The 22,999-nt window shown below is 69.5% G+C and carries 28 protein-coding genes; 23 read left to right on the top strand and 5 right to left on the bottom strand.

Annotated features, from left to right (window positions below; all coding sequences use genetic code 11):
* The first annotated feature begins 1 nt into the window (after position 1).
* From AC3EGR_RS13340 to AC3EGR_RS13330, 3 genes are read left to right on the top strand one after another with little or no spacing between them, the layout of a single operon-like run.
* Positions 2-865, top strand: a complete 864-nt coding sequence (locus AC3EGR_RS13340; protein ID WP_488546968.1) for a branched-chain amino acid ABC transporter permease — start codon at positions 2-4, stop codon at positions 863-865.
* Positions 862-2,607: a branched-chain amino acid ABC transporter ATP-binding protein/permease gene (locus AC3EGR_RS13335; RefSeq protein ID WP_488546967.1), complete on the top strand. Its 1,746-nt coding sequence runs from the start codon at positions 862-864 to the stop codon at positions 2,605-2,607. Before AC3EGR_RS13340 ends, AC3EGR_RS13335 begins: the two co-directional genes overlap by 4 nt.
* On the top strand, positions 2,600-3,304 hold the full coding sequence (locus AC3EGR_RS13330) for an ABC transporter ATP-binding protein (protein WP_488546966.1): 705 nt from the start codon (positions 2,600-2,602) through the stop codon (positions 3,302-3,304). The genes AC3EGR_RS13335 and AC3EGR_RS13330 overlap by 8 nt, the downstream gene beginning before the upstream one ends.
* Positions 3,305-3,369: 65 nt before the next feature.
* Here the strand turns inward: AC3EGR_RS13330 and AC3EGR_RS13325 are convergent, their stop codons facing one another.
* Positions 3,370-4,182, bottom strand: a complete 813-nt coding sequence (locus tag AC3EGR_RS13325) for a GNAT family N-acetyltransferase (RefSeq protein WP_488546965.1) — start codon at positions 4,180-4,182, stop codon at positions 3,370-3,372.
* A gap of 10 nt (positions 4,183-4,192) precedes the next feature.
* Positions 4,193-5,266, bottom strand: coding sequence for a hypothetical protein (locus AC3EGR_RS13320; protein ID WP_488546964.1), 1,074 nt, complete (start codon positions 5,264-5,266; stop codon positions 4,193-4,195).
* Positions 5,267-5,488: 222 nt separating this feature from the next.
* Between AC3EGR_RS13320 and AC3EGR_RS13315 the strand changes: the two genes are divergently transcribed.
* From AC3EGR_RS13315 to AC3EGR_RS13285, 7 genes are all read left to right on the top strand, one after another.
* Positions 5,489-6,106, top strand: a complete 618-nt coding sequence (locus AC3EGR_RS13315) for a nuclear transport factor 2 family protein (protein ID WP_488546963.1) — start codon at positions 5,489-5,491, stop codon at positions 6,104-6,106.
* The gene (locus AC3EGR_RS13310) at positions 6,106-7,071 is read left to right on the top strand and encodes a Bug family tripartite tricarboxylate transporter substrate binding protein (RefSeq protein WP_488546962.1); all 966 of its coding nucleotides are present in this window, start codon (positions 6,106-6,108) and stop codon (positions 7,069-7,071) included. Before AC3EGR_RS13315 ends, AC3EGR_RS13310 begins: the two co-directional genes overlap by 1 nt.
* 19 nt (positions 7,072-7,090) lie before the next feature.
* Complete coding sequence (locus AC3EGR_RS13305; protein WP_488546961.1) at positions 7,091-7,633, top strand: NADPH-dependent FMN reductase; 543 nt, start codon at positions 7,091-7,093, stop codon at positions 7,631-7,633.
* Entirely contained in the window at positions 7,630-8,388 is a 759-nt protein-coding gene (locus AC3EGR_RS13300; protein ID WP_488546960.1) for a sulfite exporter TauE/SafE family protein, read from the top strand. The genes AC3EGR_RS13305 and AC3EGR_RS13300 overlap by 4 nt, the downstream gene beginning before the upstream one ends.
* A 73-nt stretch (positions 8,389-8,461) precedes the next feature.
* The gene (locus tag AC3EGR_RS13295; protein WP_488546959.1) at positions 8,462-9,079 is read left to right on the top strand and encodes a ParA family protein; all 618 of its coding nucleotides are present in this window, start codon (positions 8,462-8,464) and stop codon (positions 9,077-9,079) included.
* A 95-nt stretch (positions 9,080-9,174) separates the two neighbouring features.
* The gene (locus AC3EGR_RS13290; RefSeq protein WP_488546958.1) at positions 9,175-10,518 is read left to right on the top strand and encodes an amidohydrolase; all 1,344 of its coding nucleotides are present in this window, start codon (positions 9,175-9,177) and stop codon (positions 10,516-10,518) included.
* Positions 10,519-10,522: 4 nt separating this feature from the next.
* On the top strand, positions 10,523-10,978 hold the full coding sequence (locus tag AC3EGR_RS13285; RefSeq protein WP_488546957.1) for a MaoC family dehydratase: 456 nt from the start codon (positions 10,523-10,525) through the stop codon (positions 10,976-10,978).
* A 182-nt stretch (positions 10,979-11,160) separates the two neighbouring features.
* Here AC3EGR_RS13285 and AC3EGR_RS13280 read toward each other — a convergent pair whose 3' ends face one another.
* Positions 11,161-11,631 carry a tRNA (cytidine(34)-2'-O)-methyltransferase gene (locus AC3EGR_RS13280; RefSeq protein ID WP_488546956.1) on the bottom strand — a complete coding sequence of 157 codons (471 nt, stop codon included), beginning with the start codon at positions 11,629-11,631 and terminating at the stop codon, positions 11,161-11,163.
* Between the two features lie 23 nt (positions 11,632-11,654).
* Complete coding sequence (locus tag AC3EGR_RS13275) at positions 11,655-12,359, bottom strand: ComF family protein (protein WP_488546955.1); 705 nt, start codon at positions 12,357-12,359, stop codon at positions 11,655-11,657.
* 28 nt (positions 12,360-12,387) lie between these two features.
* Here AC3EGR_RS13275 and AC3EGR_RS13270 point away from each other — a divergent pair, with 28 nt between their 5' ends.
* From AC3EGR_RS13270 to AC3EGR_RS13235, 8 genes are all read left to right on the top strand, one after another.
* Positions 12,388-13,275 (top strand): class I SAM-dependent methyltransferase, encoded by an 888-nt coding sequence (locus AC3EGR_RS13270; protein WP_488546954.1) that lies wholly within the window; start codon positions 12,388-12,390, stop codon positions 13,273-13,275.
* A gap of 124 nt (positions 13,276-13,399) precedes the next feature.
* Positions 13,400-13,918 (top strand): DUF2244 domain-containing protein, encoded by a 519-nt coding sequence (locus AC3EGR_RS13265; RefSeq protein ID WP_488546953.1) that lies wholly within the window; start codon positions 13,400-13,402, stop codon positions 13,916-13,918.
* A gap of 11 nt (positions 13,919-13,929) precedes the next feature.
* Positions 13,930-15,090 carry a cytochrome c oxidase subunit II gene (gene coxB, locus AC3EGR_RS13260; protein ID WP_488546952.1) on the top strand — a complete coding sequence of 387 codons (1,161 nt, stop codon included), beginning with the start codon at positions 13,930-13,932 and terminating at the stop codon, positions 15,088-15,090.
* Between the two features lie 27 nt (positions 15,091-15,117).
* Positions 15,118-16,806 carry a cytochrome c oxidase subunit I gene (ctaD, locus tag AC3EGR_RS13255; protein ID WP_488546951.1) on the top strand — a complete coding sequence of 563 codons (1,689 nt, stop codon included), beginning with the start codon at positions 15,118-15,120 and terminating at the stop codon, positions 16,804-16,806.
* Between the two features lie 16 nt (positions 16,807-16,822).
* Positions 16,823-16,936, top strand: a complete 114-nt coding sequence (locus tag AC3EGR_RS13250) for a cytochrome oxidase small assembly protein (RefSeq protein WP_488546950.1) — start codon at positions 16,823-16,825, stop codon at positions 16,934-16,936.
* A gap of 4 nt (positions 16,937-16,940) precedes the next feature.
* Positions 16,941-17,534 (top strand): cytochrome c oxidase assembly protein, encoded by a 594-nt coding sequence (locus AC3EGR_RS13245; RefSeq protein ID WP_488546949.1) that lies wholly within the window; start codon positions 16,941-16,943, stop codon positions 17,532-17,534.
* Positions 17,531-17,713, top strand: a complete 183-nt coding sequence (locus AC3EGR_RS13240; RefSeq protein ID WP_488546948.1) for a DUF2970 domain-containing protein — start codon at positions 17,531-17,533, stop codon at positions 17,711-17,713. Before AC3EGR_RS13245 ends, AC3EGR_RS13240 begins: the two co-directional genes overlap by 4 nt.
* 67 nt (positions 17,714-17,780) lie before the next feature.
* Entirely contained in the window at positions 17,781-18,662 is an 882-nt protein-coding gene (locus AC3EGR_RS13235) for a cytochrome c oxidase subunit 3 (RefSeq protein ID WP_488546947.1), read from the top strand.
* A 76-nt stretch (positions 18,663-18,738) separates the two neighbouring features.
* Here AC3EGR_RS13235 and AC3EGR_RS13230 read toward each other — a convergent pair whose 3' ends face one another.
* On the bottom strand, positions 18,739-18,957 hold the full coding sequence (locus tag AC3EGR_RS13230) for a twin transmembrane helix small protein (protein ID WP_488546946.1): 219 nt from the start codon (positions 18,955-18,957) through the stop codon (positions 18,739-18,741).
* 30 nt (positions 18,958-18,987) lie between these two features.
* Between AC3EGR_RS13230 and AC3EGR_RS13225 the strand changes: the two genes are divergently transcribed.
* From AC3EGR_RS13225 to AC3EGR_RS13205, 5 genes are read left to right on the top strand one after another with little or no spacing between them, the layout of a single operon-like run.
* Complete coding sequence (locus AC3EGR_RS13225) at positions 18,988-19,701, top strand: SURF1 family protein (RefSeq protein WP_488546945.1); 714 nt, start codon at positions 18,988-18,990, stop codon at positions 19,699-19,701.
* Positions 19,652-20,374, top strand: coding sequence for an SCO family protein (locus AC3EGR_RS13220; RefSeq protein ID WP_488546944.1), 723 nt, complete (start codon positions 19,652-19,654; stop codon positions 20,372-20,374). The genes AC3EGR_RS13225 and AC3EGR_RS13220 overlap by 50 nt, the downstream gene beginning before the upstream one ends.
* A 1-nt stretch (position 20,375) precedes the next feature.
* Positions 20,376-21,518, top strand: a complete 1,143-nt coding sequence (locus AC3EGR_RS13215; RefSeq protein ID WP_488546943.1) for a COX15/CtaA family protein — start codon at positions 20,376-20,378, stop codon at positions 21,516-21,518.
* Positions 21,515-22,387, top strand: a complete 873-nt coding sequence (gene cyoE / locus AC3EGR_RS13210) for a heme o synthase (protein ID WP_488546942.1) — start codon at positions 21,515-21,517, stop codon at positions 22,385-22,387. The genes AC3EGR_RS13215 and cyoE overlap by 4 nt, the downstream gene beginning before the upstream one ends.
* Positions 22,388-22,394: 7 nt before the next feature.
* The gene (locus AC3EGR_RS13205) at positions 22,395-22,988 is read left to right on the top strand and encodes an SCO family protein (protein ID WP_488546941.1); all 594 of its coding nucleotides are present in this window, start codon (positions 22,395-22,397) and stop codon (positions 22,986-22,988) included.
* Positions 22,989-22,999: the final 11 nt, after the last annotated feature.

Here is a 22,999-nt window from a genome sequence, read left to right as displayed (position 1 = left end):
GATGACGCTGCCCAGCCTCAACCTGCTGCTGCAGGCCATCCTCTCCGGCATCTTCATCGGCGGTCTGTACGGCCTGATCGGCCTCGGGCTGGGCCTCACCTGGGGCCTGCTGCGGCAGATCAACCTGTCGCACTTCGGCCTGGTCTTCCTCGGCGGCTACCTGAGCTACCAGATGTCGGCCAGCTGGAAGCTCGATCCGCTGCTGGCCCTGCTGCTCGTGCCGCCGCTGTTCTTCCTGGTCGGCGCGGCGATGCAGTGGGTGCTCGCGCGCTTCGCGATCACGCCCTTCAACTCGCTGCTGGTGACCTTCGGCATCACGGTGGTGATCGAGAGCGCCATCCAGGGCATCTGGACGGCCGACTACCGCCGGCTGGAATCGCACTACAACGCCATGAAGTTCACCGTCGGCAAGCTGTACATCCCGATCCCGGAGCTGGTGACCTTCCTGCTCGCGCTGGGCATTTCGCTGGCGATCTGGGCCGGCATGCGCTACACGGACCTGGGCAAGGCCCTGCGCGCGATGGCGGAGGACGGCCCGATCGCGTCGGCCTTCGGCATCGACGCCAGGCGCCTGGAGCTGGTGCTGGCCGGCGCTTGCGCGGCCCTCGCGGGCGTCGCCGGAGTCTGCCTCGCGCTCACCTTCACGCTGACACCGTCGCAGATCTTCGCCTGGGTCGGCGTGGTGTTTGCCGCCGTGATGCTGGGCGGCCTGGGCAGCGCGCTCGGGCCGCTGGTGGCGGGCATCGTGATCGGCGTGAGCGAGGCGGTCACCATGGCGGTCGCCTCGCCGTCCTGGGCGCCCATCGTGTCCTTCTCGCTGCTGATCCTCATGCTGGTGTTGCGCCCCGGGAGGGCCTGGCGATGAACAAGGGCATCGCCGCCATCCTCGCCGCCGGCCTCGCCTTCGCCACCTTGCCGTGGCTGGGACTGCCGCCGTTCTACGAGTCGATCCTCTACCTGGTGTTCCACTGGGTGGTGCTGGCCGTGTCGTGGAACATCCTCTCGGGCTACTCGGGCTACTTCTCCTTCGGCCATGGCGCCTTCTTCGGCGTCGGCATGTACGCGACGGCCGTCTGCGCCGGCAAGCTGGACTGGCCCTTCCTCGCGACGCTGCCGATGGCGGCGCTGGTGCCGGCGCTGCTGGGCCTGTTCATCGGCTTCGTGGTGTTCCGCGTGAAGGCCGTGCGGGGCGAGCTGTTCGCGCTGCTCACGCTGGCCGTGACCTTCGTGGTCGCCACCATCATCATCAACACGCCGATCGACGGCGGGCCGGGCGTCTACCTCAATGCGGTGGCGGTGCCGAAGCTGGGCCCGTCGCCGTCCTCCTCGCTGTACCTGATGATCCTGCTGTCCGCGGTGCTCACGCTGGTGGTGGCCTGCAAGGTGCAAGGGTCCAAGCTGGGCACCGGCCTGTTCGCCATCCACGACGACGAGGACGTGGCCGAGGTGATGGGCGTGCCCACCTTCCGCTACAAGCTGGCGGCCTTCGCGCTGTCCTGCGCGCTGGCCGGGCTGGCCGGCGGCATCCATGCGCTGTTCGTGTCCTATGTGACGGCATCGGAGACCTTCAACATCACCGTGCCGCTGACGGTGGTGCTCATGAGCGTGCTCGGTGGCACGCGGCACTGGGCGGGCCCCGCGATCGGCGCCGCGGCGATCACGGGGCTGCTGTACTTCTTCACCGCCGGGGACCACGCGGTGGCGGGCCGCGCGGCGGTGGGCGTCATCCTGGTCGTCGTGATCCTGTTCCTGCCCGAAGGCATGCTCGGGCAGTTCCTCAAGCGCCGCGCGGCCGGGCGCAAGCACGAACCCGCACCGGCGCCCGCCCCGGTCCCGCAGCCCGTCGCGACCGCGAGCGTGCGGCCGCATCCCACGGCGGCGCCGCTGCTGGAAGTGCGCGGCCTGTCCAAGGCCTTCAAGGGCGTGCAGGCGCTGGACGGCGTGGACCTGCACGTGCGCCAGGGCGAGATCCTGGGGCTGCTCGGGCCCAACGGTTCCGGCAAGTCCACCTTCATCAACGTGGTGAGCGGGCATTACCCGCTGTCGGCCGGCCGCATCCTCTTCGATGGCCAGGACCTCACCGGCGCCCCGGCGCACCGCATGGCGCATGCGGGCATCGCGCGCACCTACCAGATCCCGCGCCCCTTCGCGCACATGACGGTGCTGCAGAACGTCGCCATGGTGGCCAGGTTCGGCTGCGCTGCGCTGGCGGAGCAGGAAGCGCAGCGCGAAGCCTGGAAGTGGCTGGAGTTCACCGGCCTGCAGGCGCGGGCGCATGCGCTGCCGGAAGACCTGAACCTGCACCAGCGCAAGTTCCTGGAACTGGCGCGCGCGCTGGCCGCGCGGCCGCGGCTGGTGCTGCTGGACGAGGTGCTCTCGGGCCTGACGCCCGGAGAGATCAACGAGGCGATCGAGCTGATCCGGCGCATCCGCGACCAGGGCTCCACCATCGTGTTCGTCGAGCACGTGATGCGCGCCGTGATGGCCTTGACCGACCGCATCGTGGTGCTGAACCACGGCAAGCTGATCGCGCAAGGCCAGGCCAGCGAGGTGATGCAGGATGCGCAGGTCATGACCGCCTACCTGGGAAAGGCGGCCCATGCTTGAGGTCGATCGCATCCAGGCCGCCTACGGCGCCGCGCCCGCCTTGTGGGACGTGTCGCTGCGCGTGGGCCGGGGCGAACTCGTGTGCGTGGTCGGTCCCAACGGCGCGGGCAAGAGCACGCTGATCAACGTGGTTGCGGGCCTGCACCGCGCGCGCGGCGGCCGGCTGGCCTTCGACGGCCGCGACATCACGCAGCTCGCCAGCCACCGCTTCTGCGCCACCGGCATCGCCATCGTGCCGGAAGGCCGGCGGCTGTTCACGGCCATGAGCGTGCAGGACAACCTGGAACTCGGGAGCTACCTGCCGCAGGCGCGGGCGCAACGCGGCGCGTCGATGGAACGGGTGCTGGCGCTGTTCCCCGCGCTCAAGCAGAAGCTGCAGCAACCCGCGGGCGCGCTGTCCGGCGGCCAGCAGCAGATGGTGGCGATCGGCCGCGCGCTCATGAGCCGGCCGCAGCTGCTGCTGCTGGACGAGCCCTCGCTCGGCCTGGCGCCTGCCGTGGTGCTGGACATGTTCGAGGCCATCCGCGAGATCAACGCGGCCGGCACCTCCGTGCTGCTGGTGGAGCAGAACGTCGCCATGGCGATGGAGCTCGCCCGCCGGGCCTACGTGATGGAAGAAGGGCGCATCGTGGCGGAAGGGCTGGCGAGCGAGTTGATGGACAAGCCGGAGATCCGCAAGGCCTATCTGGGCGTGTAGCGTCCGTTGCGCGAGCGCGGGCTACCGAGGGCGCAATCCCGCCGTGCCCGGGTCGCGCCGGCTGTTCACGCCGCAACGAGGAAGTGCCTGCGGTAGCGCGGTGCCATCTCGCCCAGGCGCAGCATCATCGGCAGGTCGGCCGTGTTGAACGCCGTGTCCAGCGCCGGCGGCCCGAGCACGCGCGCGCCGCAGCGCAGATAGCCCTTGATCAGGGGCGGGGCCTCCGGCAGGGCGGTCGGGCCGGTCTCGCCGCCGGGTGAGGCGTGGCTTGCCGCACCCGGGATGCCGTGCAGCGGGCGCACCCGCCACGGCGGGGCAGCCATGTAGGCGTGCCGAAGACTTTCCCACAGCGCGATCGCGGGCAGCGGCCCATGGGCCAGGCTGATGCTCGCGCAGCCGATCATGGTGTCGAGGCGGTGGCGCACCAGGTAGTCGGCCAGCGCCGTCCACATGCTCATGATCACGCTGCCCAGGCGCCAGTCGGCATGGACGCAGGAGCGCCCCAGTTCGACCGCCCGCGGCCGCAGGGCCGCCAGGGCAGACAGGTCGAATTCGCCGTCGCCGTAGTAGCCGCCGGCCGCGCGCGCCTGCGCCGGCGGCAGGACCCGGTAGGTGCCGATGACTGGACCGCGCTCGTTGTCGCCACGGTCCAGCGCGCGCACCAGCAGGTGATCGCAGAACGCATCGAAGCGGTCGGCGTCCAGGCCGGGCGGCGTGCCGGGCGGCGGTGCGAGGCACGCGCCCATCTCCTGGGCGAACACCCGAAAGCGCAAGCGCTGTGCCTCGCGCACGTCTTCCTCGCAGCGGGCCCATTCGACCAGGAAGCCCCGCGTGGCCGGACGGTTTGCGGTCGTGAGGACGGTGCTGCAGGAGTCCATGCCGGGCGCGTCAGTTGGACGGGGGATAGAGGCCGATCAGCCGGTACTGCCGCCGGTTCAGGCGGGCAAGCTCCAGCAGTGGAATGGGGCGCACGCCCTCGCGCCTGCGCGCAGCGCCGATCGCGAACAGCAGGGCCTGCTTGCGAAAGATCGTGCGCAGGCCATCGATGAGGCGGGTGCCCGGGTCCCAGGCCTCGATCGCCTCGGAGCCGGCGCCGTTGACTTCCATGATGCGCAGGCCGGTGCCCGCGCGCAGGTCCGCCAGGCTGTCGAAACGCACGTCGAACCGGCCGAAATGGAACTGGGGCATGTCGCGCGCGATCGCGTCGATCGCCGCCACGAGCTGCGGCGTGATGCAGTCCCGGCCGTCGCGGTAGAGCCCGCCGACCCGCGTCGATCCGATGGTGGCCAGGCGCACCGTTTCGCCCGCCGCGGGCACGGCGGCCGGGTCGACGGTGCAGTCGTGTCGGGCGTGGCCAAGCGAGCGGCGCGCGCGCGCATCCGCGGCCACGAGCTCGGCGACCGTGCGCACGCCGTCCCCGGTGACCTGCGGGAATGCGCGCAGCGCCAAGCCGATGACCATCCCCGTGCCGCTGTCCGGGTCCCGGGCATAGAAGATGCCGGCCTCCCCGGTTTGCGCAAGGTACTCCTGCAGCACCACGGTTTCGCCGCGCGGGAACCGGCGAAGGTAGTCCAGCAAGGCCGGCATGCCGTCGATGCGGCGCACGCCGTGGCCGCACAGGCCCAGGTCGGGTTTGGCAATGACGGGGAAGGACAGGCCGGCGCGTCGCAGTGTCGCCTGCAGCGAGGGCGCGTCGAGCCCGGCGTCGTTCACCACCGCACAGGAAGTCGCGGTGGCAGCGCGCGCCAGCGGCCCCATGCCGCGAAAGTATTCGAGCTTGCCTTCGCCGACGAGCCCGCCGCAGGTGATTGCCGGATTGGCCGCCGATGGCAGCGTCATGCTGCGATGACGCAGCCCCAGCCAGAACCACTGCAGGACCAGCGGCACACAGATCAGCCACTTGGGCATGCGCTCGAGCGTGCCCCGGCCATCCTTCGTCGCAAGCGGGGGGCAGCGGGTCATGCAGCGGCTGACAAATGCAGGTGTTGGACGCCAAGCATGCCATTGCACGAGCGGCGCGCGGCTACCCCAGCTGTAGGAGGAGGTCGCGAGCGCGCGGCTCGCACGCCGCGGGTCGCCGGACGGTCTCTTCCAGCCGGCGGAAAACTCATTTGCGGCCAGGGTCTTTCGCAGGCCGGGCCCGCCGCCTAGAGTGCGATCCCAGTTTCCCGACGAAGATGCCCCATGACCAACGACATGAACGACAAGATCCTGATCCGCGAGCTCGTCGAGCGCTGGGCGGTGTGGCGCGATGCGGGGGACTGGGAGCGCTTCGCCACCGTGTGGCACCCCGACGGCGTGATGATGGCCACCTGGTTCCAGGGGTCGTTCCGCGACTTCATCCGCGTGACGCAGGAGGGCTGGGACAAGGGCGTGAGCATCCTGCACTTCCTCGGCGGCTGCGCCATCGAGATCGCCGGCGATCGCGCGATCGCGCAGACCAAGATGACCATCTCGCAGCGCGGCATGGTCGAAGGCGTCGACGGCCCCGTGCTGTGCGACGTGGTGTGCACGGGACGCTTCCACGACTTCATCGTGCGGCACGAAGGCGAATGGAAGATGCTGCACCGCCAGCCGATCTACGAGAAGGACCGGATCGATCCGGTGGACCCGACCGCGCAACTCAAGCTCGACCCGGCGCTGCTCGCGAGCATGCCCGAGGGCTACCGCCACCTGGCCTACATCCAGACGCGCATCGGCTACAAGGTCAAGATGGACATGCCCATGCTCAAGGGGCCGGTCGTGCAGGAGCTGTACAGGCGCGGCGCGCGCTGGCTCGCCGGCGGCGCGCTGGAGCGGTGATGCGGCGGCGGCACCTCCTGGCCAGCGCGCTCCTGGCGTGCGCCGCGGGCCTCGCGCACGCGCAGGCCTATCCCGCGAAGCCGGTGCGCATCGTCGTGCCGCAGCCTCCCGGCGGCGGCTTCGACACCGTGGGCCGCCTGCTCGCGGACCGCTACGCCCGGCTCACCGGCCAGAGCTTCGTGGTGGAAAACCGCACCGGCTCCGGCACGCTGGTCGGCACGGACTACGCGGCCAAGGCGGCCCCGGACGGCTACACCTTGCTGGTGGGTTCGGTGTCCAACCTGGCCCTGAACCCGGGCCTGTACGCGAACCTGCCCTACGACAGCCTCAAGGACTTCGAGCCGGTCGGCCTGCTCGTGAGCTACAGCTACACGCTGGTCGGCCGCAAGGACCTGCCCTTCAACTCGCTGCCGGAAGTGCTCGCCTACGCGAAGGCCAACCCCGGCAAGCTCAATTACGCCTCCGCCGGCAACGGCTCGGGCCAGCACGTGCTGGCCGCGGCGCTGTGGCACCTGGCCAAGGTGGACGTGGCGCACGTGCCTTACCGCGGCGCGCAGCCTGCCTACCAGGATCTGCTGGGCGCGCGTGTCGACCTGTTCTTCGACCTGTCGCCCACGGCGCGCGTGCAGGTGGACGCCGGCAATGCCAAGGCACTGGCGGTCTCCGGCGCCGCGCGCAACCCCATGCACCCCCAGGTACCGACGGTGCAGGAAACGGGCGCCGCGCCGCTCGAGCTCGAATCCTGGTTCGGCCTGTTCGCGCCGGCGAAGACGCCGCCCGAGGTGCTGCAGAAGCTGCGCGCGGATTTCGCGAAACTGGCCGCCCTGCCCGACGTGCAGGAGGCCCTGGCGAAAAGCGGCGGCAAGCCGCTGGCGCTGATCGGCGATGATGCGCGTGCGCTGGTCAGGCGCGACGTGGAGCACTGGTCCCGGCTGGTGAAGACGCTCGCGATCCGCGCGGAATGAAACAGCTCGAATGGACACCATGAAAGTACTCGGAATCTGCGGCAGCCTGCGCAAGGCCTCCTACAACGCCATGGCCCTGCGCGCCGCGCAGAAGCTCGCGCCCGCGGGCATGGAGATCGAGATCGCCGACATCTCGGCCATCCCGCTCTACAACGACGACGTGCGCGCCGCCGGCGAGCCGGCCGAAGTCGCGGCGCTGAAGGCGAAGATCCGCGCCGCCGATGCGGTGCTGCTGGTCACGCCGGAATACAACTTCTCCATCCCGGGCGTGCTGAAGAACACGCTGGACTGGATGTCGCGCCCGCCCGAGCCGCCCTTCGACGGCAAGGTGGTGGCCCTCATGGGCGCGAGCCCCGGCCCGGTGGGCACGGCGCGCGTGCAGTACGACCTGCGCAAGGTGCTGGTGTTCATGAACAGCTTCACCGTCAACAAGCCCGAGGTGTTCATCGGCAACGTCGCGGGCAAGTTCGACGCCGAAGGCAAGCTCACCGACGAGACGACCGCCAAGTTCATCGGCGACCTGCTGGTTTCGCTGCAGAACCTGAAGAAGCGCCTGGGTTGAGCGGACTGCCGCTGGTCACGGACTGGCACTTCTACGCCGCCGCGATCCCCGCCGTCCTGCTCCTGGGCATCAGCAAGAGCGGCTTCGGCGCCGGCTTCGGCTCGCTCGCCGTGCCGATCATGGCGCTGGCCGTCACCGTGCCGCAGGCGGCAGCGATCCTGATGCCCATCCTCCTCGTGATGGACCTCATGGGCCTGGCCGCCTACCGCGGCAAGTGGGACGGCAAGCTGCTGCGCTTCCTGGTGCCGGCCGGACTGGTGGGCACCGTCATCGGCACGCTGTCGTTCCGGCTGCTGGATGCGCGGCTGGTGGCCGGCATCGTGGGCGTGTTCACGCTGGCTTTCCTGGCGCAGCGCCTGCTGTTTCCGCCCCGGCCTGACAGCAAGGCCCCGCCGCGCTGGCTGGGCGCCGTGCTCACCGCCACGTCGGGCTTCACCAGCTTCGTGGCGCACGCCGGCGGGCCGCCGGTCAACGCCTACGTGCTGCCGATGCGGCTCGCGCCCGTGACGTTCGCGGCGACCATGAGCGTGTTCTTCTTCGTGATCAACCTGAGCAAGTGGATCCCGTACGGCTGGCTGGGGCTGCTGGACCTGCGCAACATGACGACCTCGCTGGCCCTGATGCCTTTCGCACCGGTGGGCGTGCTGGTCGGCGTACGCCTGGCGCACCGGATCCAGCCGCGGCGCTTCTACCAGCTGATCTACCTGGGCATGCTGCTGACCGGCCTGAAGCTGGTCTGGGACGCCTGGGCCTAGTTTGCGAACTCATCCGTGGCCTGCAACAATAGGCCGCGGCGGCGTCCGGCCGCAAAGCACAGGAGACAACGGCATGCCGGTCGTCGTGGTTGCGAATCCGAAGGGCGGGGTGGGCAAGACCACGGTCGCCACCAACATCGCTGGCTGCTACGCGAGCCGGGGGCACCCGGTCATGCTGGGCGATGCGGACCGCCAGCAGTCCTCCCGCCTGTGGCTGCGCTTGCGGCCGGCCGAGGCGCGCCCCATAGCCAGCTGGGAAGTGGGTGAGGGCCAGATCGCCAGGCCGCCCAAGGGCACGACGCACGTGGTGCTGGATACACCTGCCGGCATGCACGGCAAGTGGATGGAGGACACGCTGCGCTCCGCCGACAAGGTCCTGGTGCCGCTGTCGCCCAGCATCTTCGACATGTACGCCACCCGCGCCTTCCTCGACGAGCTGGCACACCACCGCAAGGCCGGTCGCATGCAGGTCGGCATCGTCGGCACGCGGGTCGACCCGCGCACGATCGCGGCCGACAAGCTGCAGGAGTTCGTCGACGCCCTGGGCCTGCCGGTGCTCGGTTTCCTGCGCCCCACGCAGAACTACGTGCACCTGGCGGCACGCGGGCTGACGCTGTTCGACGTGGCGCCGGCCAAGGTCGAGCGCGACCTGGAGCAGTGGCGCGATCTCACGCGGTGGCTGGACGCCTGAGCGGTCCGGCAGCCTGTCGCCCGCGCTACTGAAAGCGTTCCCGCGGCCGCGGGCCGTTGCTACATTGGAGCTCCCCCTTTCGAGCGCAGACCGCCATGCCCCTCCGCCTTCCCTGTTCCACCTCCGGCCTGCGCATGCTCGCCGCGGCGCTGCTGCCGGTCGCCAGCGCCGCCGCCGACGCCCAGACGATCAACAGCGCGCAGCTCCAGGCGCTGGACGCCCGCGCCGGCGCCGTGCAGGCCAAGGTGGTCGGCTGGCGCCGCGACATCCACCAGCACCCGGAGCTGTCCGGCCAGGAAGCGCGCACCGCTGGCCTGGTGGCCGACCACCTGCGCAAGCTGGGGCTCGAGGTCACGACCGGCGTCGGCGGCCACGGGGTCGTCGGCCTCCTGAAGGGCGCACGCCCCGGCAAGACGGTGGCGCTGCGCGCCGACATGGACGCCCTGCCGGTCAAGGAAGCCACGGGCCTGCCGTTCGCATCGGCCGCCTCGCAGCTCCAGATGGGCAAGGAATCGCCCGTGGCCCACTCCTGCGGGCACGACGGCCACACGGCGATGCTCATGGGCGTCGCGGAGGTGCTCGCGGGCATGCGCGACCAGATCCGGGGCAATGTGAAGTTCATCTTCCAGCCCGCCGAGGAAGGCCTGTCGGCCGAGCCGAAACCGGGGGAGAGTTGGGGCGCGAAGGCCATGGTGCAGGCCGGCGTGATGAAGGGGGTGGACGCGGTCTATGGCCTGCACATCAGCCCCAACATGCCCAGCGGCACGCTGGGCTACCGGTCGGGCCCGCTGCTCGCATCCGCCGACACGATCCGCATCGAGGTGACCGGACGCCAGACCCACGGCGCCATGCCCTGGAATGGCGTGGATCCGATCGTGACCTCGGCGCAGATCGTGCTCGGCCTGCAGGCCGTGGTGAGCCGCCAGCTGAACATCAGCAACGAGCCGGCGGTCGTGACCATCGGCATGATCCAGGGCGGCAACCGCGAGAACATCATCCCGGACTCGGTGACGATGCTGGGCACGCTGCGCACCTTCAACGAGGAGATGCGCACCGATGCCAAGAAGCGCATCACCGCAACGGCAGAGGCGATCGCCGCAAGCTCGGGCGCCAAGGCCAAGGTAGCCTTCGGGCCGTCCGCGTATCCGACCACCGTGAACCCGGCGGCCATCACGGACACCAGCGTGGCCGTGCTGCGGGCAGCCACCGGCGGCAAGGCCATGGTGATCCCCAAGGTGTCGGCGTCGGAGGACTTCTCGGAATTCCAGGCCGAGGCGCCGGGCTTCTTCTACATGCTGGGCGCCGTGCCCAAGGGCAAGACGCCGGCGACCGCGGCGCCCAACCACTCGCCCTTGTTCGACTTCGACGAGGACGCGATGCCGGTGGGGGTGAAGTCGCTCGCCGCGCTGGCGCTCGACTACCTGGCCAGCGCGCGCTGACGCCATGCGCACCTTCCAGAAACTCGCCGAGCTGGTGCCCCTCGTCGGCCAGGAGGTCGCGACCAGCGACTGGATCACCGTGACCCAGCAGCAGGTCGACCTGTTCGCCGAGGCGACCGGCGACCACCAGTGGATCCACGTCGACGTGGAACGTGCGAAGAACGGGCCCTTCGGGGCGCCGATCGCGCACGGCTTCCTCACCCTGTCGCTGCTGCCCAGGTTCTTCGAATCGGCCATCGAGGTGCTGGACACGCGCATGGGCGTGAACTACGGGCTCAACCGGGTGCGCTTCACCGCGCCGGTGCCGGTGGGCAGCCGCCTGCGGGCGCGGATCAAGCTGCTCGCGTGCGAGGCGCTTGCGGACAACGGCTACCAGATGACCTGGAACGTGACGGTGGAACGCGAAGGCAGCGACCGGCCGGCGTGCGTGGCGGAGTCGCTGACGCGGCGCTACGCCTGAGGCATGTGTATCCCGTTACCAGGCAAAAAAATGCCCGCACGAAGCGGGCAGAGAAGAAAGGAGTCTGGGTTGCCTGGCCTGCCCTGACGGGCCGGTTGCTAGTGAGATGCAGGACTGTGGCAAAGAGTTCAAACTGAGCGCAAGGCAACTAAGTATTGCTTGTGTCGCTCGTTGCGCAAGGCTCAGCCTGCGCTGGCGAACCCGTTCTGCCGCCACGCTTCGAACACGGTCACGGCCACGGCGTTCGACAGGTTGAGGCTGCGTTGCCCCGGCCGCATCGCCAGGCGCAGCCGCTGCGAGGCCGTGAATGTTTCCAGCAGCGGCGCCGGCAGCCCCGCGGTCTCCGATCCGAACACCAGCCAGTCGCCCGGCGCGAAGGCCACGTCGTGCACGCGGCGCGTGCCGCGCGTGGTGAGGGCGAACATGCGATCGGGCTGCGGCGCGGCTTGCCGCAGGAAGGTCGGCCAGTCCGCGTGGCGCTGCACGTCCGCGTACTCGTGGTAATCGAGTCCCGCCCGCCGCATGTGCCGGTCGTCCATCGAAAAGCCCAGCGGCTCGACCAGGTGCAGCGCGCAGCCCGTGTTGGCCGCCAGGCGGATCACGTTGCCGGTGTTGGGCGGGATCTCGGGGGTGACGAGCACGATGTGGAACATGCGCCCATTGTCGCCGCCGCCGCTCAGGCGTCTTCTTCGGTGCGGGCGAGGACGACGGCACTCACGCGTGCCGCACCGGCCTGCCGCACCGCCGCGGCGGCGGCATGCAGCGAGGCGCCGCTGGTCATCACGTCGTCGACCAGCACCACCGCCTTGCCCCTCAGCTCCGCCGCCCGCAAGGGTTCGATGCCGAACGCATCGCGCACGTTCGCGCGCCTGTCCCGGCGGTCCAGCGCGGTCTGCGAGCCGGTTTCGCGCAGCCGCAGCAGCAGCTGTGACTCGGCCTTGTCGCGGGCGAGTTGCCGTGCCAGCAGCAAGGCCTGGTTGAAGCCGCGCTCGGCCAGGCGCCGCGGCGCCAGCGGCACCGGCAGCACCAGGTCGGCCTGCGCCAGTTCCTCGCGCACGCCGGCCACCGCGCCCATGCGCTCGGCCAGCGCCTGCGCCCAGCCGGGCTCGCCGCCGAACTTGAAGCGGCCGACCAGGCCCGACCAGGGATACGCGTAGGCGACGGCGGCGTAGCATGCGTCCAGCGGCGGCCGCTCCTGCAGGCAGGCGCCGCAGCTGTCCGCGCCCTCGGGCAAGGGCAGGGCGCAGGTGCGGCAACGGTGGCGCGGCGGCGCAAAGCGCACCACGCAGGCATCGCACAGCGCACGCGCCGGCCAGGCGCCGCACACGGCGCAGCGGCTCGGGGTGTCTTTCGTCCAGCGCTGCAGCCAGGCGTTGCGCATCGCCTCAATATACTTGCCAGCCCCGCCCATGGCATCCGAACGTCCCCCCACCATCGATCCCGTCGCCGCCGAGCGCTGGGAGCGCGCCGCGCCCGCCGCCAGCCCGTGGCTGCACGAGGAGGTGGGCCGCCGCATGGAGGAGCGCCTGGAGTGGATCAAGCGCGCGCCCGCCGCCTGGGCCGACTGGGAGCCGGTGCGCGGCGGGCTTGCGGCGCACCAGCGCGTCGTCCAGCGCTATGCGCAGGCACGCGTCCATGTGGTCGAGCCGCAAGCGGCGCGCGCGGCGGTGGCGCGCGAGCAGCTGGCGCCGGCCTGGTGGAAGCGGCTGGGCAGCGCGGGCAAGGTCGACTTCGGCGCCGTCCCGCCCGGGGGCGTGCAGATGCTGTGGTCCAACATGCGGCTGCACACCAGCGCGGACCCGCAGGCGTTGATGAAGCAGTGGCACCAGGCGCTGGCCGTCGACGGCTTCCTCATGTTCTCCTGCCTGGGCCCGGACACCTTGCGGGAACTGCGCGGCCTGTACGCGGAACTCGGCTGGCCGCCGGCCGGCCACGATTTCACCGACATGCACGACTGGGGCGACATGCTGGTGAGCGGCGGGTTCGCCGAGCCGGTGATGGACATGGAGCGCATCCGCCTGTCCTTCGCCACGCCGCAGCGCCTGCTGGCGGAGCTGCGCGAGCTGGGCGCCAACCTGCATCCCGGGCGCTTTCCCGCGCTGCGCGGCCGCGGCTGGAAGGCGCGCCTGTTGCAGGAGCTGGACCGCCACCTGCGCGGCGACGACGGGCAGCTCACGGTGACCTTCGAGGTCGTCTACGGGCACGCGCTCAAGCCCGTGCCGCGCGCCCGCGTCGGCGAGCAGACGTCCGTGTCGGTCGGTGACATGCGCGCCATCCTGCGCGGCGGCCGGCCCTAGCGCGGGCGCCCGTGCGGCGCCAATCAGCAACACCGCGCGCGCCTGCGGGGCGCCAAGCCTGCGTGGCGGGAAAGTCGCAGGTTGCACGCGGCTACAATGCGCGGTTGATTTACGTGCGTCGCCCGTGTCGGACCTCGTATTCCGCTTCGCCACCGTCCAGGGCCAGGCCATCCACTGGTTCCTGGGGCGCAATTGCTCGGTGAAGCCGGCCCAGCTGGGCTGGCTGTACCTCTCGCTGTGCCTGGTGACGATGGGGATAGGAACCTTCTTCTGGTTCCAGGGTGCGGTGCTGGTCCTCCCGTTCGCGTGGCTGGAACTCGCCGGCGTCGGAGTGGCCTTCCTGGTGTACGCGCGCCATGCGGCCGACCGGGAGCACATCCTGCTCTCCGGGCGGCGGCTGGTGGTGGAACTGGAAAATGCCGGGCGCACGGAGCGGGCCGAATTCGACCGCGAGTGGGTGCTGGTGGAGCCGGCGGTGGACGACCGCTCGCTCATAGCGGTGTCCGGGCAGGGCCGGCGCGTGATCGTCGGGCGCTACCTCCGGCCGGAATTGCGGCCGGTGCTGGCGCGGGAGATCCGCCAGGCGCTGCGCCAGGATGAGGCGCACGGGAGACTGCGCGGGACGGGTTTTTTGAAGGCTTGAGGCTGAAAACGATGAAGAGTATTCCGAAGATCGCGGCGCTGCTTTCGCTGGCGGCTGCCCTGGCCGGCACGGCCCATGCCGTGGAGGACCTGCCCGGCGGCCCCGCGGTGCGCCAGCTCAACCTGCATGCCGCCGCCACGCGCATCGCCGTGGAACAGTCCTGGCTGCACTGGTTCATGCTGATCACCTGCATCGTGATCTTCCTGGCCGTGTTCTCGGTGATGTTCTATTCGATCTGGAAGCACCGCAAGTCCGTCGGCCACAAGCCCGCGAACTTCCACGAGTCGGTGACCGTGGAAGTGATCTGGACCATCATCCCCTTCATCATCGTGATCGTGATGGCGCTGCCGGCCACCAAGGTGCTGGTGGCGGCCAAGGACACCTCCAACGCCGACGTGACCATCAAGGCCACCGGCTACCAGTGGAAGTGGGGCTACGACTACCTCAGCGGCGACGCGCAGGGCGTGAGCTTCCTGTCCACGCTGCTGCCCGCGCACCGCGAGATGTCCAACGACGGCGCCCGCAGCGCGGACATCCCCAGCAACTACCTGCTGGCCGTGGACAACCCGCTGGTGGTGCCCGTGAACAAGAAGGTGCGCATCATCACGACGGCCAACGACGTGATCCACGCCTGGGGCATCCCGGCCTTCGGCGTCAAGCAGGACGCCATCCCCGGCTTCGTGCGCGACACCTGGTTCCGCAGCGAGAAGGTCGGCGACTTCTACGGCCAGTGCTACGAGCTGTGCGGCAAGGAGCACGCCTACATGCCGATCCACGTGAAGGTGGTGTCGCAGGACCAGTTCGTGGCCTGGGCCGCGGAGCAGAAGAAGGTCATGGCCGCCAAGCAGGACGATCCTGCCAAGGTGTGGACCCTGGCGGACATCAGCACGCGCGGCGCGAAGGTCTACGCCGCCAACTGCGCGGCCTGCCACCAGCCCAATGGCAAGGGCGCCGGCCCGATCAAGCCCCTGGACGGCTCGCCGGTCGTGCAGAACGCGGACAAGACCCAGCAGATCCACATCGTGTTGAACGGCAAGGGCGCCATGCCCGCGTGGAAGCAGCTGAGCGACACCGACCTGGCCGCGGTCATCAGCTACACCAAGAACTCCTGGTCCAACAAGACCGGCCAGGTCGTGCAGCCCGCCGAAGTGCTGGCGCAGCGCGGCAAGTAAGTCAGGGCAGAGGAAACAGAGGAAGACATGAGCGCAGTTCTCCACCCCCACGGACACGCCGCCGGACACGACGAGCACCACGACCACCACCACGCGCCCACCGGCTGGCAGCGCTGGGTGTACGCGACCAACCACAAGGACATCGGGACGCTGTACCTGCTGTTCGCCTTCACCATGCTGATGATCGGCGGCGCGCTCGCGCTGCTGATCCGCGCCGAGCTGTTCGAGCCCGGCCTGCAGCTGGTCAACCCCGAGCTGTTCAACCAGTTCACCACCATGCACGGGCTGATCATGGTGTTCGGCGCGATCATGCCGGCCTTCGTGGGCTTCGCGAACTGGATGATCCCGCTGCAGATCGGCGCGCCCGACATGGCCTTCGCGCGGATGAACAACTTCAGCTTCTGGCTGATGATCCCGGCGGCCATCATGCTGGTGGCGTCCTTCTTCATGCCCGGCGGCGCGCCGGCCGCCGGCTGGACGCTGTACGCCCCGCTGACGCTGCAGATGGGCCCCTCGATGGACGCCGGCATCTTCGCGATGCACATCCTGGGCGCGTCCTCGATCATGGGCTCGATCAACATCATCGTGACCATCCTCAACATGCGCGCCCCCGGCATGTCGCTGATGAAGATGCCCATGTTCACCTGGACGTGGCTGATCACCGCCTACCTGCTGATCGCCGTCATGCCCGTGCTGGCCGGCGCGATCACGATGACGCTGACCGACCGGCACTTCGGCACGACCTTCTTCAACCCCGCCGGCGGCGGCGACCCGGTGATGTACCAGCACATCTTCTGGTTCTTCGGCCACCCCGAGGTCTACATCATGATCCTGCCGGCCTTCGGCATCGTCAGCCAGGTCGTGCCCGCCTTCTCGCGCAAGCGCCTGTTCGGCTACGCCTCCATGGTGTACGCCACCAGCTCGATCGCGATCCTGTCGTTCATCGTGTGGGCGCACCACATGTTCACCACCGGCATGCCGGTGACGGGCCAGCTGTTCTTCATGTACGCGACCATGCTGATCGCGGTGCCCACGGCGGTGAAGATCTTCAACTGGATCGCGACGATGTGGCAGGGCTCGATGACCTTCGAGACCCCGATGCTGTTCGCGGTGGGCTTCATCTTCGTGTTCACGATCGGCGGCTTCACCGGCCTGATCCTGGCCATGGCGCCCATCGACCTGCTGCTGCAGGACACCTATTACGTCGTGGCCCACTTCCACTACGTGCTGGTGGCCGGCTCGCTGTTCGCCATGTTCTCCGGCGCCTACTACTGGCTGCCCAAGTGGACCGGCGTGATGTACAACGAGACGCGCGGCAAGATCCACTTCTGGTGGACCATGATCGCCTTCAACGTCACGTTCTTCCCGATGCACTTCCTGGGGCTGGCGGGCATGCCGCGCCGCTACGCCGACTACCCGATGCAGTTCGCCGACTTCAACGCGATCGCTTCCGTCGGCGCCTTCTTCTTCGGCTTCGCCCAGGTGTACTTCTTCTTCTTCGTCGTGCTGCCCTGCATGCGCGGCCAGGGCGCCGCGGCGCCCCAGCGGCCCTGGAACGATGCCGACGGCCGCGGCGCCGAAGGCCTGGAGTGGGAAGTGCCTTCGCCGGCTCCCTTCCACACCTTCGAGACGCCCCCGCGCCTGGACCCGAGCGCCACGCGCGTGCTCGACGCGCTGCCGAGGACCGTGAACCCCAACCAGGGCGCGGCCCACTGAGACCGGGCGGCTGGCCATGAACGACGAAGAACGCAAGAAGAGCAACCTGCGGCTGGCGCTGATCCTCGCCTCCGTCGCGCTGGTGTTCTTCCTCGGCTTCCTCGCCAAGATGACCCTGCTGGGGAAGTAGCACCGTGGCGCGACGCGCGGAGAACCGCAAGATGCTGGGCAAGCTGGCCGTCGTGGCGGCCGGCATGTTCACGTTCGGCTACGCGCTGATCCCGGTGTACCGGCACATCTGCGAGATCACCGGCATCAACATCCTGGCGCTGGGCGAAAAGCAGGTGCCGGGGGGCTCCACCGCACGGGCCAACAGCCAGGTGGACACGAGCCGCACGATCACGGTGGAGTTCGACGCCAACGCGCGCGGGCCCTGGCAGTTCAAGCCGGAAAAGGCCAGCCTGCAGGTGCATCCGGGCGAGCTCGCCACGATGATGTACGAGTTCCAGAACGTGCAGGACCGCACGATGGCGGCGCAGGCGATCCCCAGCTACGCGCCGCGCCAGGCGGCCCCGCACTTCAACAAGCTCGAGTGCTTCTGCTTCAACCAGTACACCCTCGCGCCGGGCGAGAAGAAGCAGTGGCCGGTGGCCTTCGTGATCGACCCGAAGCTGCCCAAGGACGTCAAGACCATCACCTTGTCGTACACCTTCTTCGAGGTGGGCGGCAAGGTGCCGCCGGCGCCGCAGGCGGAGGTGGTGGCCAGGGACAAGGGAGTGCGCGGATGAGCGTTCTGCGGACCGCCAAGGCGGTGCTGTGGGCCTTCCTCGGGGTGCGCAAGAGAAGTTCGTACGAGGAGGACCTGGGCAAGCTCAATCCCTTCCACATCATCGCGGTGGCGCTGGGCGCCGTCGCCGTCTTCGTGGTCGGACTGATCTTCCTGGTCGACTGGGTGGTGAAGAACTAGGCGGAGCATTTCGAAAAGTCCTTGCGACTTTTCAAAGTGATCCAAAGAAAAGCTTTCAGGAGTCAAGATGAGTACTAGCGCGCAGGGGACCACGCCCCATTACTTCGTGCCGCAGCCCTCGCGCCATCCGGCGTTCGCGGCCTTCGGCCTGTTCTTCGTGCTGCTCGGCGCGGCCAACTGGGTCAACGGCGCCGGCTGGGGCAAGTACTCGCTGTTCTTCGGCCTGCTGTGGCTGTTCTGGGTGCTGTTCCAGTGGTTCCGCGATTCCGCGCGCGAGAGCGAAGGCGGCCAGTACGGCCGCAAGATCGACCTCTCCTTCCGCTGGAGCATGAGCTGGTTCATCTTCTCGGAGGTGATGTTCTTCGGCGCCTTCTTCACCGCGCTGTGGTGGATGCGCTCGCACTCCGTGCCGGCGCTCGGCGGCCTGGACAACGGCCTGCTGTGGCCGGACTTCAAGGCCGTGTGGCCCAGCGTCGCGCCCGGCACGACGGCCTCGCCCGGCGGCATCATCGAGCCCTTCCAGGTGATGACGCCTTTCTGGCTGCCCACCATCAACACGGCGCTGCTCCTGTCCTCCGGCGTGACGCTGACCATCGCCCACCACGCGCTGCGCGCCGGCCACCGCGGCACCACCGTGATGTGGATGTGGGCGACCGTGCTGCTGGGCCTGACCTTCGTGTTCGTGCAGGGCTACGAGTACTACCACGCCTACCACGAGATGAACCTGACGCTGGCCTCGGGCGCCTACGGCTCGACCTTCTTCATGCTCACCGGCTTCCACGGCTTCCACGTGATCGTCGGCATGCTGATGCTGCTGTTCATCACGATCCGCCTCATGTTCGGCCACTTCAGCGCCGACCGGCACTTCGGCTTCGAGGGCGCCGCCTGGTACTGGCACTTCGTGGACGTGGTCTGGCTCTTCCTGTACACCCTGGTGTACTGGCTCTGACCCGGCGTCCTCCCCGCGCAGGCGGGGACCCCAGAAAAAAGGGCCGCTCGCGCGGCCCTTTGTCCATTCGCAGGAACTACTTCAGCGGAATCCCGGTCGGCTGGATGTAGCCGAATTTCCAGGCCAGCAGGATGCACACGAACAGCAGGATCGAGAACCCGACGCGGAACGCCAGCGCGCGCGCCATGTTGCTGGTCTTGGGCCGGCCGTCCTGCCCGTCGCGCATCATGAAGAACAGCGCCGAGCCGAGGCTGGCGATGATCAGGATGAAGGCGGCGATGACGAAATACTTCATGCCCGCGATTATCCGCGCCGTGCGCCGCGCATGCTGAAGCGCGTCCTCATCGCGTTGGCGGCGCTCGTCGGCATCGCCGCGGCCCTGGGCCTGGGCCAGTGGCAGTGGGGCCGCGGGCAGCAGCGCACCGCGCTGCACGATGCCGTCGCGGCCCGCGAGCAGGCCGCGCCGGTGTCGGTGCAGGAACTCCTTGCCGCGCCCAGCCCCGAGGCGCTGCTGCACCGGCCGGTGGTCCTGCGCGGCACCTGGCTGGGGGATCGCACGGTGTTCCTGGACAACCGCCAGATGAATGCCGTGCCGGGTTTCTACGTCGTCACGCCCCTGCGCATCGAGGGCACGCCGGCGGTGGTGCTGGTGCAGCGCGGCTGGGTGCAGCGCGATTTCGAGCGCCGCGACCGCCTGCCTCCCGTGCGCACGCCCACCGGCCCGGTGGAGGTCCGCGGCCGGGTGGCCCCGCCGCCCGCCAAGCTATACGCCTTCGCCGGGGAAGAGAAGGGCACGATCCGGCAGAATCTGGACCTGGCCGCCTTTCGCGCCGAAACCGGCTTGCCGCTGCTGGCGCTGTCGGTGCAGCAGCTGGGCGCTCCTTCCGAAGGGCTGCTGCGGCTGTGGCCGCAGGCCGGCAGTGGCGCCGAGAAGAATTACGGTTACGCCTTCCAGTGGTGGGCCCTCGCCGCGCTGATCGCCATCCTCTATGTCTGGTTCCAATTCGTCGTCCCCCGCCGCCAAGCCCGGCATCCTTGACCAGCCGCTCGGGCTGACCGTGCACTCGCTGCCGCTGCCGCAGGAGGCGGGCGCGGCCGACGAACAGCGCACGCAGCGCGGGCGCTGGAAGATGCTGGTGCTGGCGCTGGTGTGCGCCGCGCCCGTCCTCGCCTCCTACTTCACGTACTACGTCGTGCGGCCGGAGAGCCGGCGCAGCTACGGCGAACTGGTCGAGCCGCAACGTCCCATCCCTTCCATCGTGGGCACCACGCTGGACGGCAGGAAGGTGCCCCTGCCCACCTTGCAGGGCCAGTGGCTGCTGGTCAGCGTGAGCGGCGGCGCCTGCGACGCCATGTGCGAGCGGCACCTGTACCTGCAGCGCCAGATGCGCGAGGCCCTGGGCAAGGACAAGGACCGCCTCGACTGGGTCTGGTTCGTGACCGACGATGCGCCCGTGCGGGCCGCGCTCCAGCCCGCTTTGCATCAGGCCACGGTGCTGCGCGTGGACCCGGCGCAGCTGGCGCAGTGGCTGTCGGCAGCGCGCGGCCAGCAGCTGGCGGACCACCTGTACGTCGTCGATCCGCTGGGCCACTGGATGCTGCGCTTTCCGCCGGCCACGGACCTCGCGGCTGCCGCCAAGGCGCGCAAGGACATGGAGCGCCTGATGCGCGCGTCCGCCGGCTGGGACAAGGCCGGCCGCCCGGCCTCCTGACATGGGTGAGCTCTACGACCTGGCTCCCGCGCTGCGCCTGGCGCTGCTCGGCATCGCCGTGGCGTCGGGCCCGATCGCCTGGGTGTGGCTGCGCGACAAGAAGGCCGCGCCGGCGCAACGCCTGGCCGCACTCACGCTGCTCACGCTGTTCCTCACCTTCGACCTGGTGCTGTTCGGCGCCTTCACGCGCCTGACCGACTCCGGCCTGGGGTGCCCCGACTGGCCCGGCTGCTACGGCAACGCCAGTCCGATCGGCGCGCTGCACGAGATCCGGGTCGAGGAAGCGCGCATGCCCACCGGGCCCGTGACGCATGGCAAGGCGTGGGTGGAGATGGTGCACCGCTACCTCGCCACCGGCGTCGGCGTGCTGATCACGACGCTGGCGCTCGCGACCTGGCTGCAGCGCAAGCAGGGGGTCCCGGTGCAACCGCGCTGGCCCGCGTTCACGCTCGCGTGGGTGTGCCTGCAGGGCGCCTTCGGCGCACTGACGGTCACGATGAAGCTGTTCCCGGCCATCGTCACGCTGCACCTGCTGGGCGGGATGGTGCTGCTGGCGCTGCTGGCGATGCAGGCGGTCGCCTATCGCCAGGCACAGCGCGGCACGGGTGCCCTCGCCATCGCGGCGTCAGCGCGGCACTGGCTGGTCGGCGCCTACGCGCTCCTGTGGCTGCAGGTGGCACTGGGCGGCTGGGTCAGCACGAACTACGCGGTCCTCGCCTGCAGCAGCTTCCCGGCCTGCCAGGGCAGCTGGTGGCCGGCGATGGACTTCACCCAGGGATTCGAGCTCTGGCGCGACCTGGGCAAGACCGGGGAGGGCGAGCACATCACCTTCGCCGCGCTCACCGCGATCCACTACACGCACCGGCTCGTGGCCTACGCGCTGTTCGCGGTGCTGGGCGTGCTCGCCTGGAAGCTGCGGCGCGGGCCGCTGCAGCCGATGGCGCGCGTGGTCGCGGGCCTGGCGCTGTGGCAGCTCGCCAGCGGGCTGTCCAACGTGGTGCTGGGATGGCCCATCGTCGGCGCCGTCGCGCACACGGGGGGAGCCGCGGCGCTGGTCGTGGCACTCACGTGGGCGCTGCGGGAAAGCCGGGCGGCAACGACGCAAGCCAGTGCCGCCATGCGGCCACGCGAGGTGTCCGCATGAACGTCTCCGTCGTGCGCCAGTTCTACGCGCTGATGAAGCCGCGGGTGATCCAGCTGATCGTGTTCTGTGCCCTCATCGGCATGGTGCTGGCGGTCCCGGGGCTGCCTTCGTGGGAGGACGTGCGCATCGCCGCCATCGCCTGCTTCGGCATCTGGCTGGTCGCCGGCGCGGCCGCGGCCTTCAACTGCCTGGTGGAGAAGGGCATCGACGCGAAGATGCGCCGCACCGCCTGGCGGCCCACCGCCAAGGGCGAGCTCGGTGACCGTCAGACACTTCTTTTTTCCGCCGTCCTGTGCGCGGCGGGCTCCTGGCTCTTGTACGCGTTCGTGAATCCGCTCACCATGTGGCTCACGCTCGCCACCTTCGTGGGGTACGCGGTGATCTACACGGTGATCCTCAAGCCGCTCACGCCGCAGAACATCGTCATCGGCGGCGCCTCGGGCGCCATGCCGCCGGTGCTGGGCTGGGCGGCGCTGCGCGGCGACGTGGGGCCGGAGGCGCTGATCCTGTTCCTGATCATCTTCCTGTGGACCCCGCCGCACTTCTGGGCGCTGGCCTTGTACCGGGTGGAGGACTACCGCAAGTCGGGGCTGCCCATGCTGCCGGTGACGCACGGCAACGAATTCACCCGCCTGCAGATCCTGCTGTACACGATCGTGCTGTTCGCCGCCTGCCTGATGCCCTTCGCGTACGGCATGAGTTCCTGGCTGTACCTCGCGGCGGCCCTGGTGCTCAGCGCCGGCTTTGCCTGGCACGGCTTCCGGCTCTGGCGCGAGTACTCCGACGCGCTGGCGCGCAAGACCTTCCGCTTTTCGCTGATCCACCTGAGCGCGCTGTTCGCCGCGCTGCTCGTCGACCACTACCTCTGAGGCCGCCATGCTGCGACGCACCGCCCTTCTCACGCTTGCCGCTTCGGCCGTCGCGGCCTGCGCGCCCGAGGCCGCCAAGCCGCAGTTCAAGGCCGTCGACATCACCGGGGCCGACTACGCAAAGGGCTTCGCCTTGCCGGACACCGAGGGCAAGGTGCGCACGCTCAAGGACTTCCAGGGCAAGGCCGTGGTGGTTTTCTTCGGCTTCACGCAGTGCCCCGACGTGTGCCCCACCACGCTCAGCGAGATCGCGGAGGCCAAGAAGGTGCTGGGCGCGGACGGCAGCAAGGTCCAGGGCGTGTTCATCACGATCGATCCCGAGCGCGACACGCCGGAGCTGCTCAAGGCCTACATGGCCAACTTCGGCCCCGACATGATCGCGCTGCGCGGCGATGCGGCGCAGACGGCCGCCGTGGCCAGGGACTACAAGGTCTACTACAAGCGCGTGGACACCAAGACGCCGGGCAACTACACCATGGAGCACACGGCGGCCAGCTACGTGTACGACCCGCAGGGGCGGCTGCGGCTGTACAGCCGCTACGGCAACGGCCCGCAGGTGCTTGCCGACGACCTGAAGCTGCTGCTCGCGCAGAAGGCTTGAGGTGCCGGGGT

Source organism: Ramlibacter sp. G4-7, assembly GCF_057784995.1.
Note: the sequence above shows the minus strand (reverse complement) of the source record. Positions and strands in the feature narration are given on the sequence as shown.

Coding starts and splice junctions, on each gene's coding strand:
- AC3EGR_RS13295 (WP_488546959.1), top strand. CDS start 8,462: ATGCCGGTCGTCGTGGTTGCGAATCCGAAGGGCGGGGTGGGCAAGACC.
- AC3EGR_RS13240 (WP_488546948.1), top strand. CDS start 17,531: ATGAGCGTTCTGCGGACCGCCAAGGCGGTGCTGTGGGCCTTCCTCGGG.
- AC3EGR_RS13320 (WP_488546964.1), bottom strand. CDS start 5,266: ATGACCCGCTGCCCCCCGCTTGCGACGAAGGATGGCCGGGGCACGCTC.
- AC3EGR_RS13275 (WP_488546955.1), bottom strand. CDS start 12,359: ATGCGCAACGCCTGGCTGCAGCGCTGGACGAAAGACACCCCGAGCCGC.
- AC3EGR_RS13290 (WP_488546958.1), top strand. CDS start 9,175: ATGCCCCTCCGCCTTCCCTGTTCCACCTCCGGCCTGCGCATGCTCGCC.
- AC3EGR_RS13305 (WP_488546961.1), top strand. CDS start 7,091: ATGAAAGTACTCGGAATCTGCGGCAGCCTGCGCAAGGCCTCCTACAAC.
- AC3EGR_RS13250 (WP_488546950.1), top strand. CDS start 16,823: ATGAACGACGAAGAACGCAAGAAGAGCAACCTGCGGCTGGCGCTGATC.
- AC3EGR_RS13235 (WP_488546947.1), top strand. CDS start 17,781: ATGAGTACTAGCGCGCAGGGGACCACGCCCCATTACTTCGTGCCGCAG.
- AC3EGR_RS13220 (WP_488546944.1), top strand. CDS start 19,652: ATGTCTGGTTCCAATTCGTCGTCCCCCGCCGCCAAGCCCGGCATCCTT.
- AC3EGR_RS13230 (WP_488546946.1), bottom strand. CDS start 18,957: ATGAAGTATTTCGTCATCGCCGCCTTCATCCTGATCATCGCCAGCCTC.
- AC3EGR_RS13285 (WP_488546957.1), top strand. CDS start 10,523: ATGCGCACCTTCCAGAAACTCGCCGAGCTGGTGCCCCTCGTCGGCCAG.
- AC3EGR_RS13325 (WP_488546965.1), bottom strand. CDS start 4,182: ATGGACTCCTGCAGCACCGTCCTCACGACCGCAAACCGTCCGGCCACG.
- AC3EGR_RS13270 (WP_488546954.1), top strand. CDS start 12,388: ATGGCATCCGAACGTCCCCCCACCATCGATCCCGTCGCCGCCGAGCGC.
- AC3EGR_RS13205 (WP_488546941.1), top strand. CDS start 22,395: ATGCTGCGACGCACCGCCCTTCTCACGCTTGCCGCTTCGGCCGTCGCG.
- AC3EGR_RS13310 (WP_488546962.1), top strand. CDS start 6,106: ATGCGGCGGCGGCACCTCCTGGCCAGCGCGCTCCTGGCGTGCGCCGCG.
- AC3EGR_RS13315 (WP_488546963.1), top strand. CDS start 5,489: ATGACCAACGACATGAACGACAAGATCCTGATCCGCGAGCTCGTCGAG.
- coxB (WP_488546952.1), top strand. CDS start 13,930: ATGAAGAGTATTCCGAAGATCGCGGCGCTGCTTTCGCTGGCGGCTGCC.
- ctaD (WP_488546951.1), top strand. CDS start 15,118: ATGAGCGCAGTTCTCCACCCCCACGGACACGCCGCCGGACACGACGAG.
- cyoE (WP_488546942.1), top strand. CDS start 21,515: ATGAACGTCTCCGTCGTGCGCCAGTTCTACGCGCTGATGAAGCCGCGG.
- AC3EGR_RS13340 (WP_488546968.1), top strand. CDS start 2: ATGACGCTGCCCAGCCTCAACCTGCTGCTGCAGGCCATCCTCTCCGGC.
- AC3EGR_RS13335 (WP_488546967.1), top strand. CDS start 862: ATGAACAAGGGCATCGCCGCCATCCTCGCCGCCGGCCTCGCCTTCGCC.
- AC3EGR_RS13215 (WP_488546943.1), top strand. CDS start 20,376: ATGGGTGAGCTCTACGACCTGGCTCCCGCGCTGCGCCTGGCGCTGCTC.
- AC3EGR_RS13330 (WP_488546966.1), top strand. CDS start 2,600: ATGCTTGAGGTCGATCGCATCCAGGCCGCCTACGGCGCCGCGCCCGCC.
- AC3EGR_RS13225 (WP_488546945.1), top strand. CDS start 18,988: ATGCTGAAGCGCGTCCTCATCGCGTTGGCGGCGCTCGTCGGCATCGCC.
- AC3EGR_RS13280 (WP_488546956.1), bottom strand. CDS start 11,631: ATGTTCCACATCGTGCTCGTCACCCCCGAGATCCCGCCCAACACCGGC.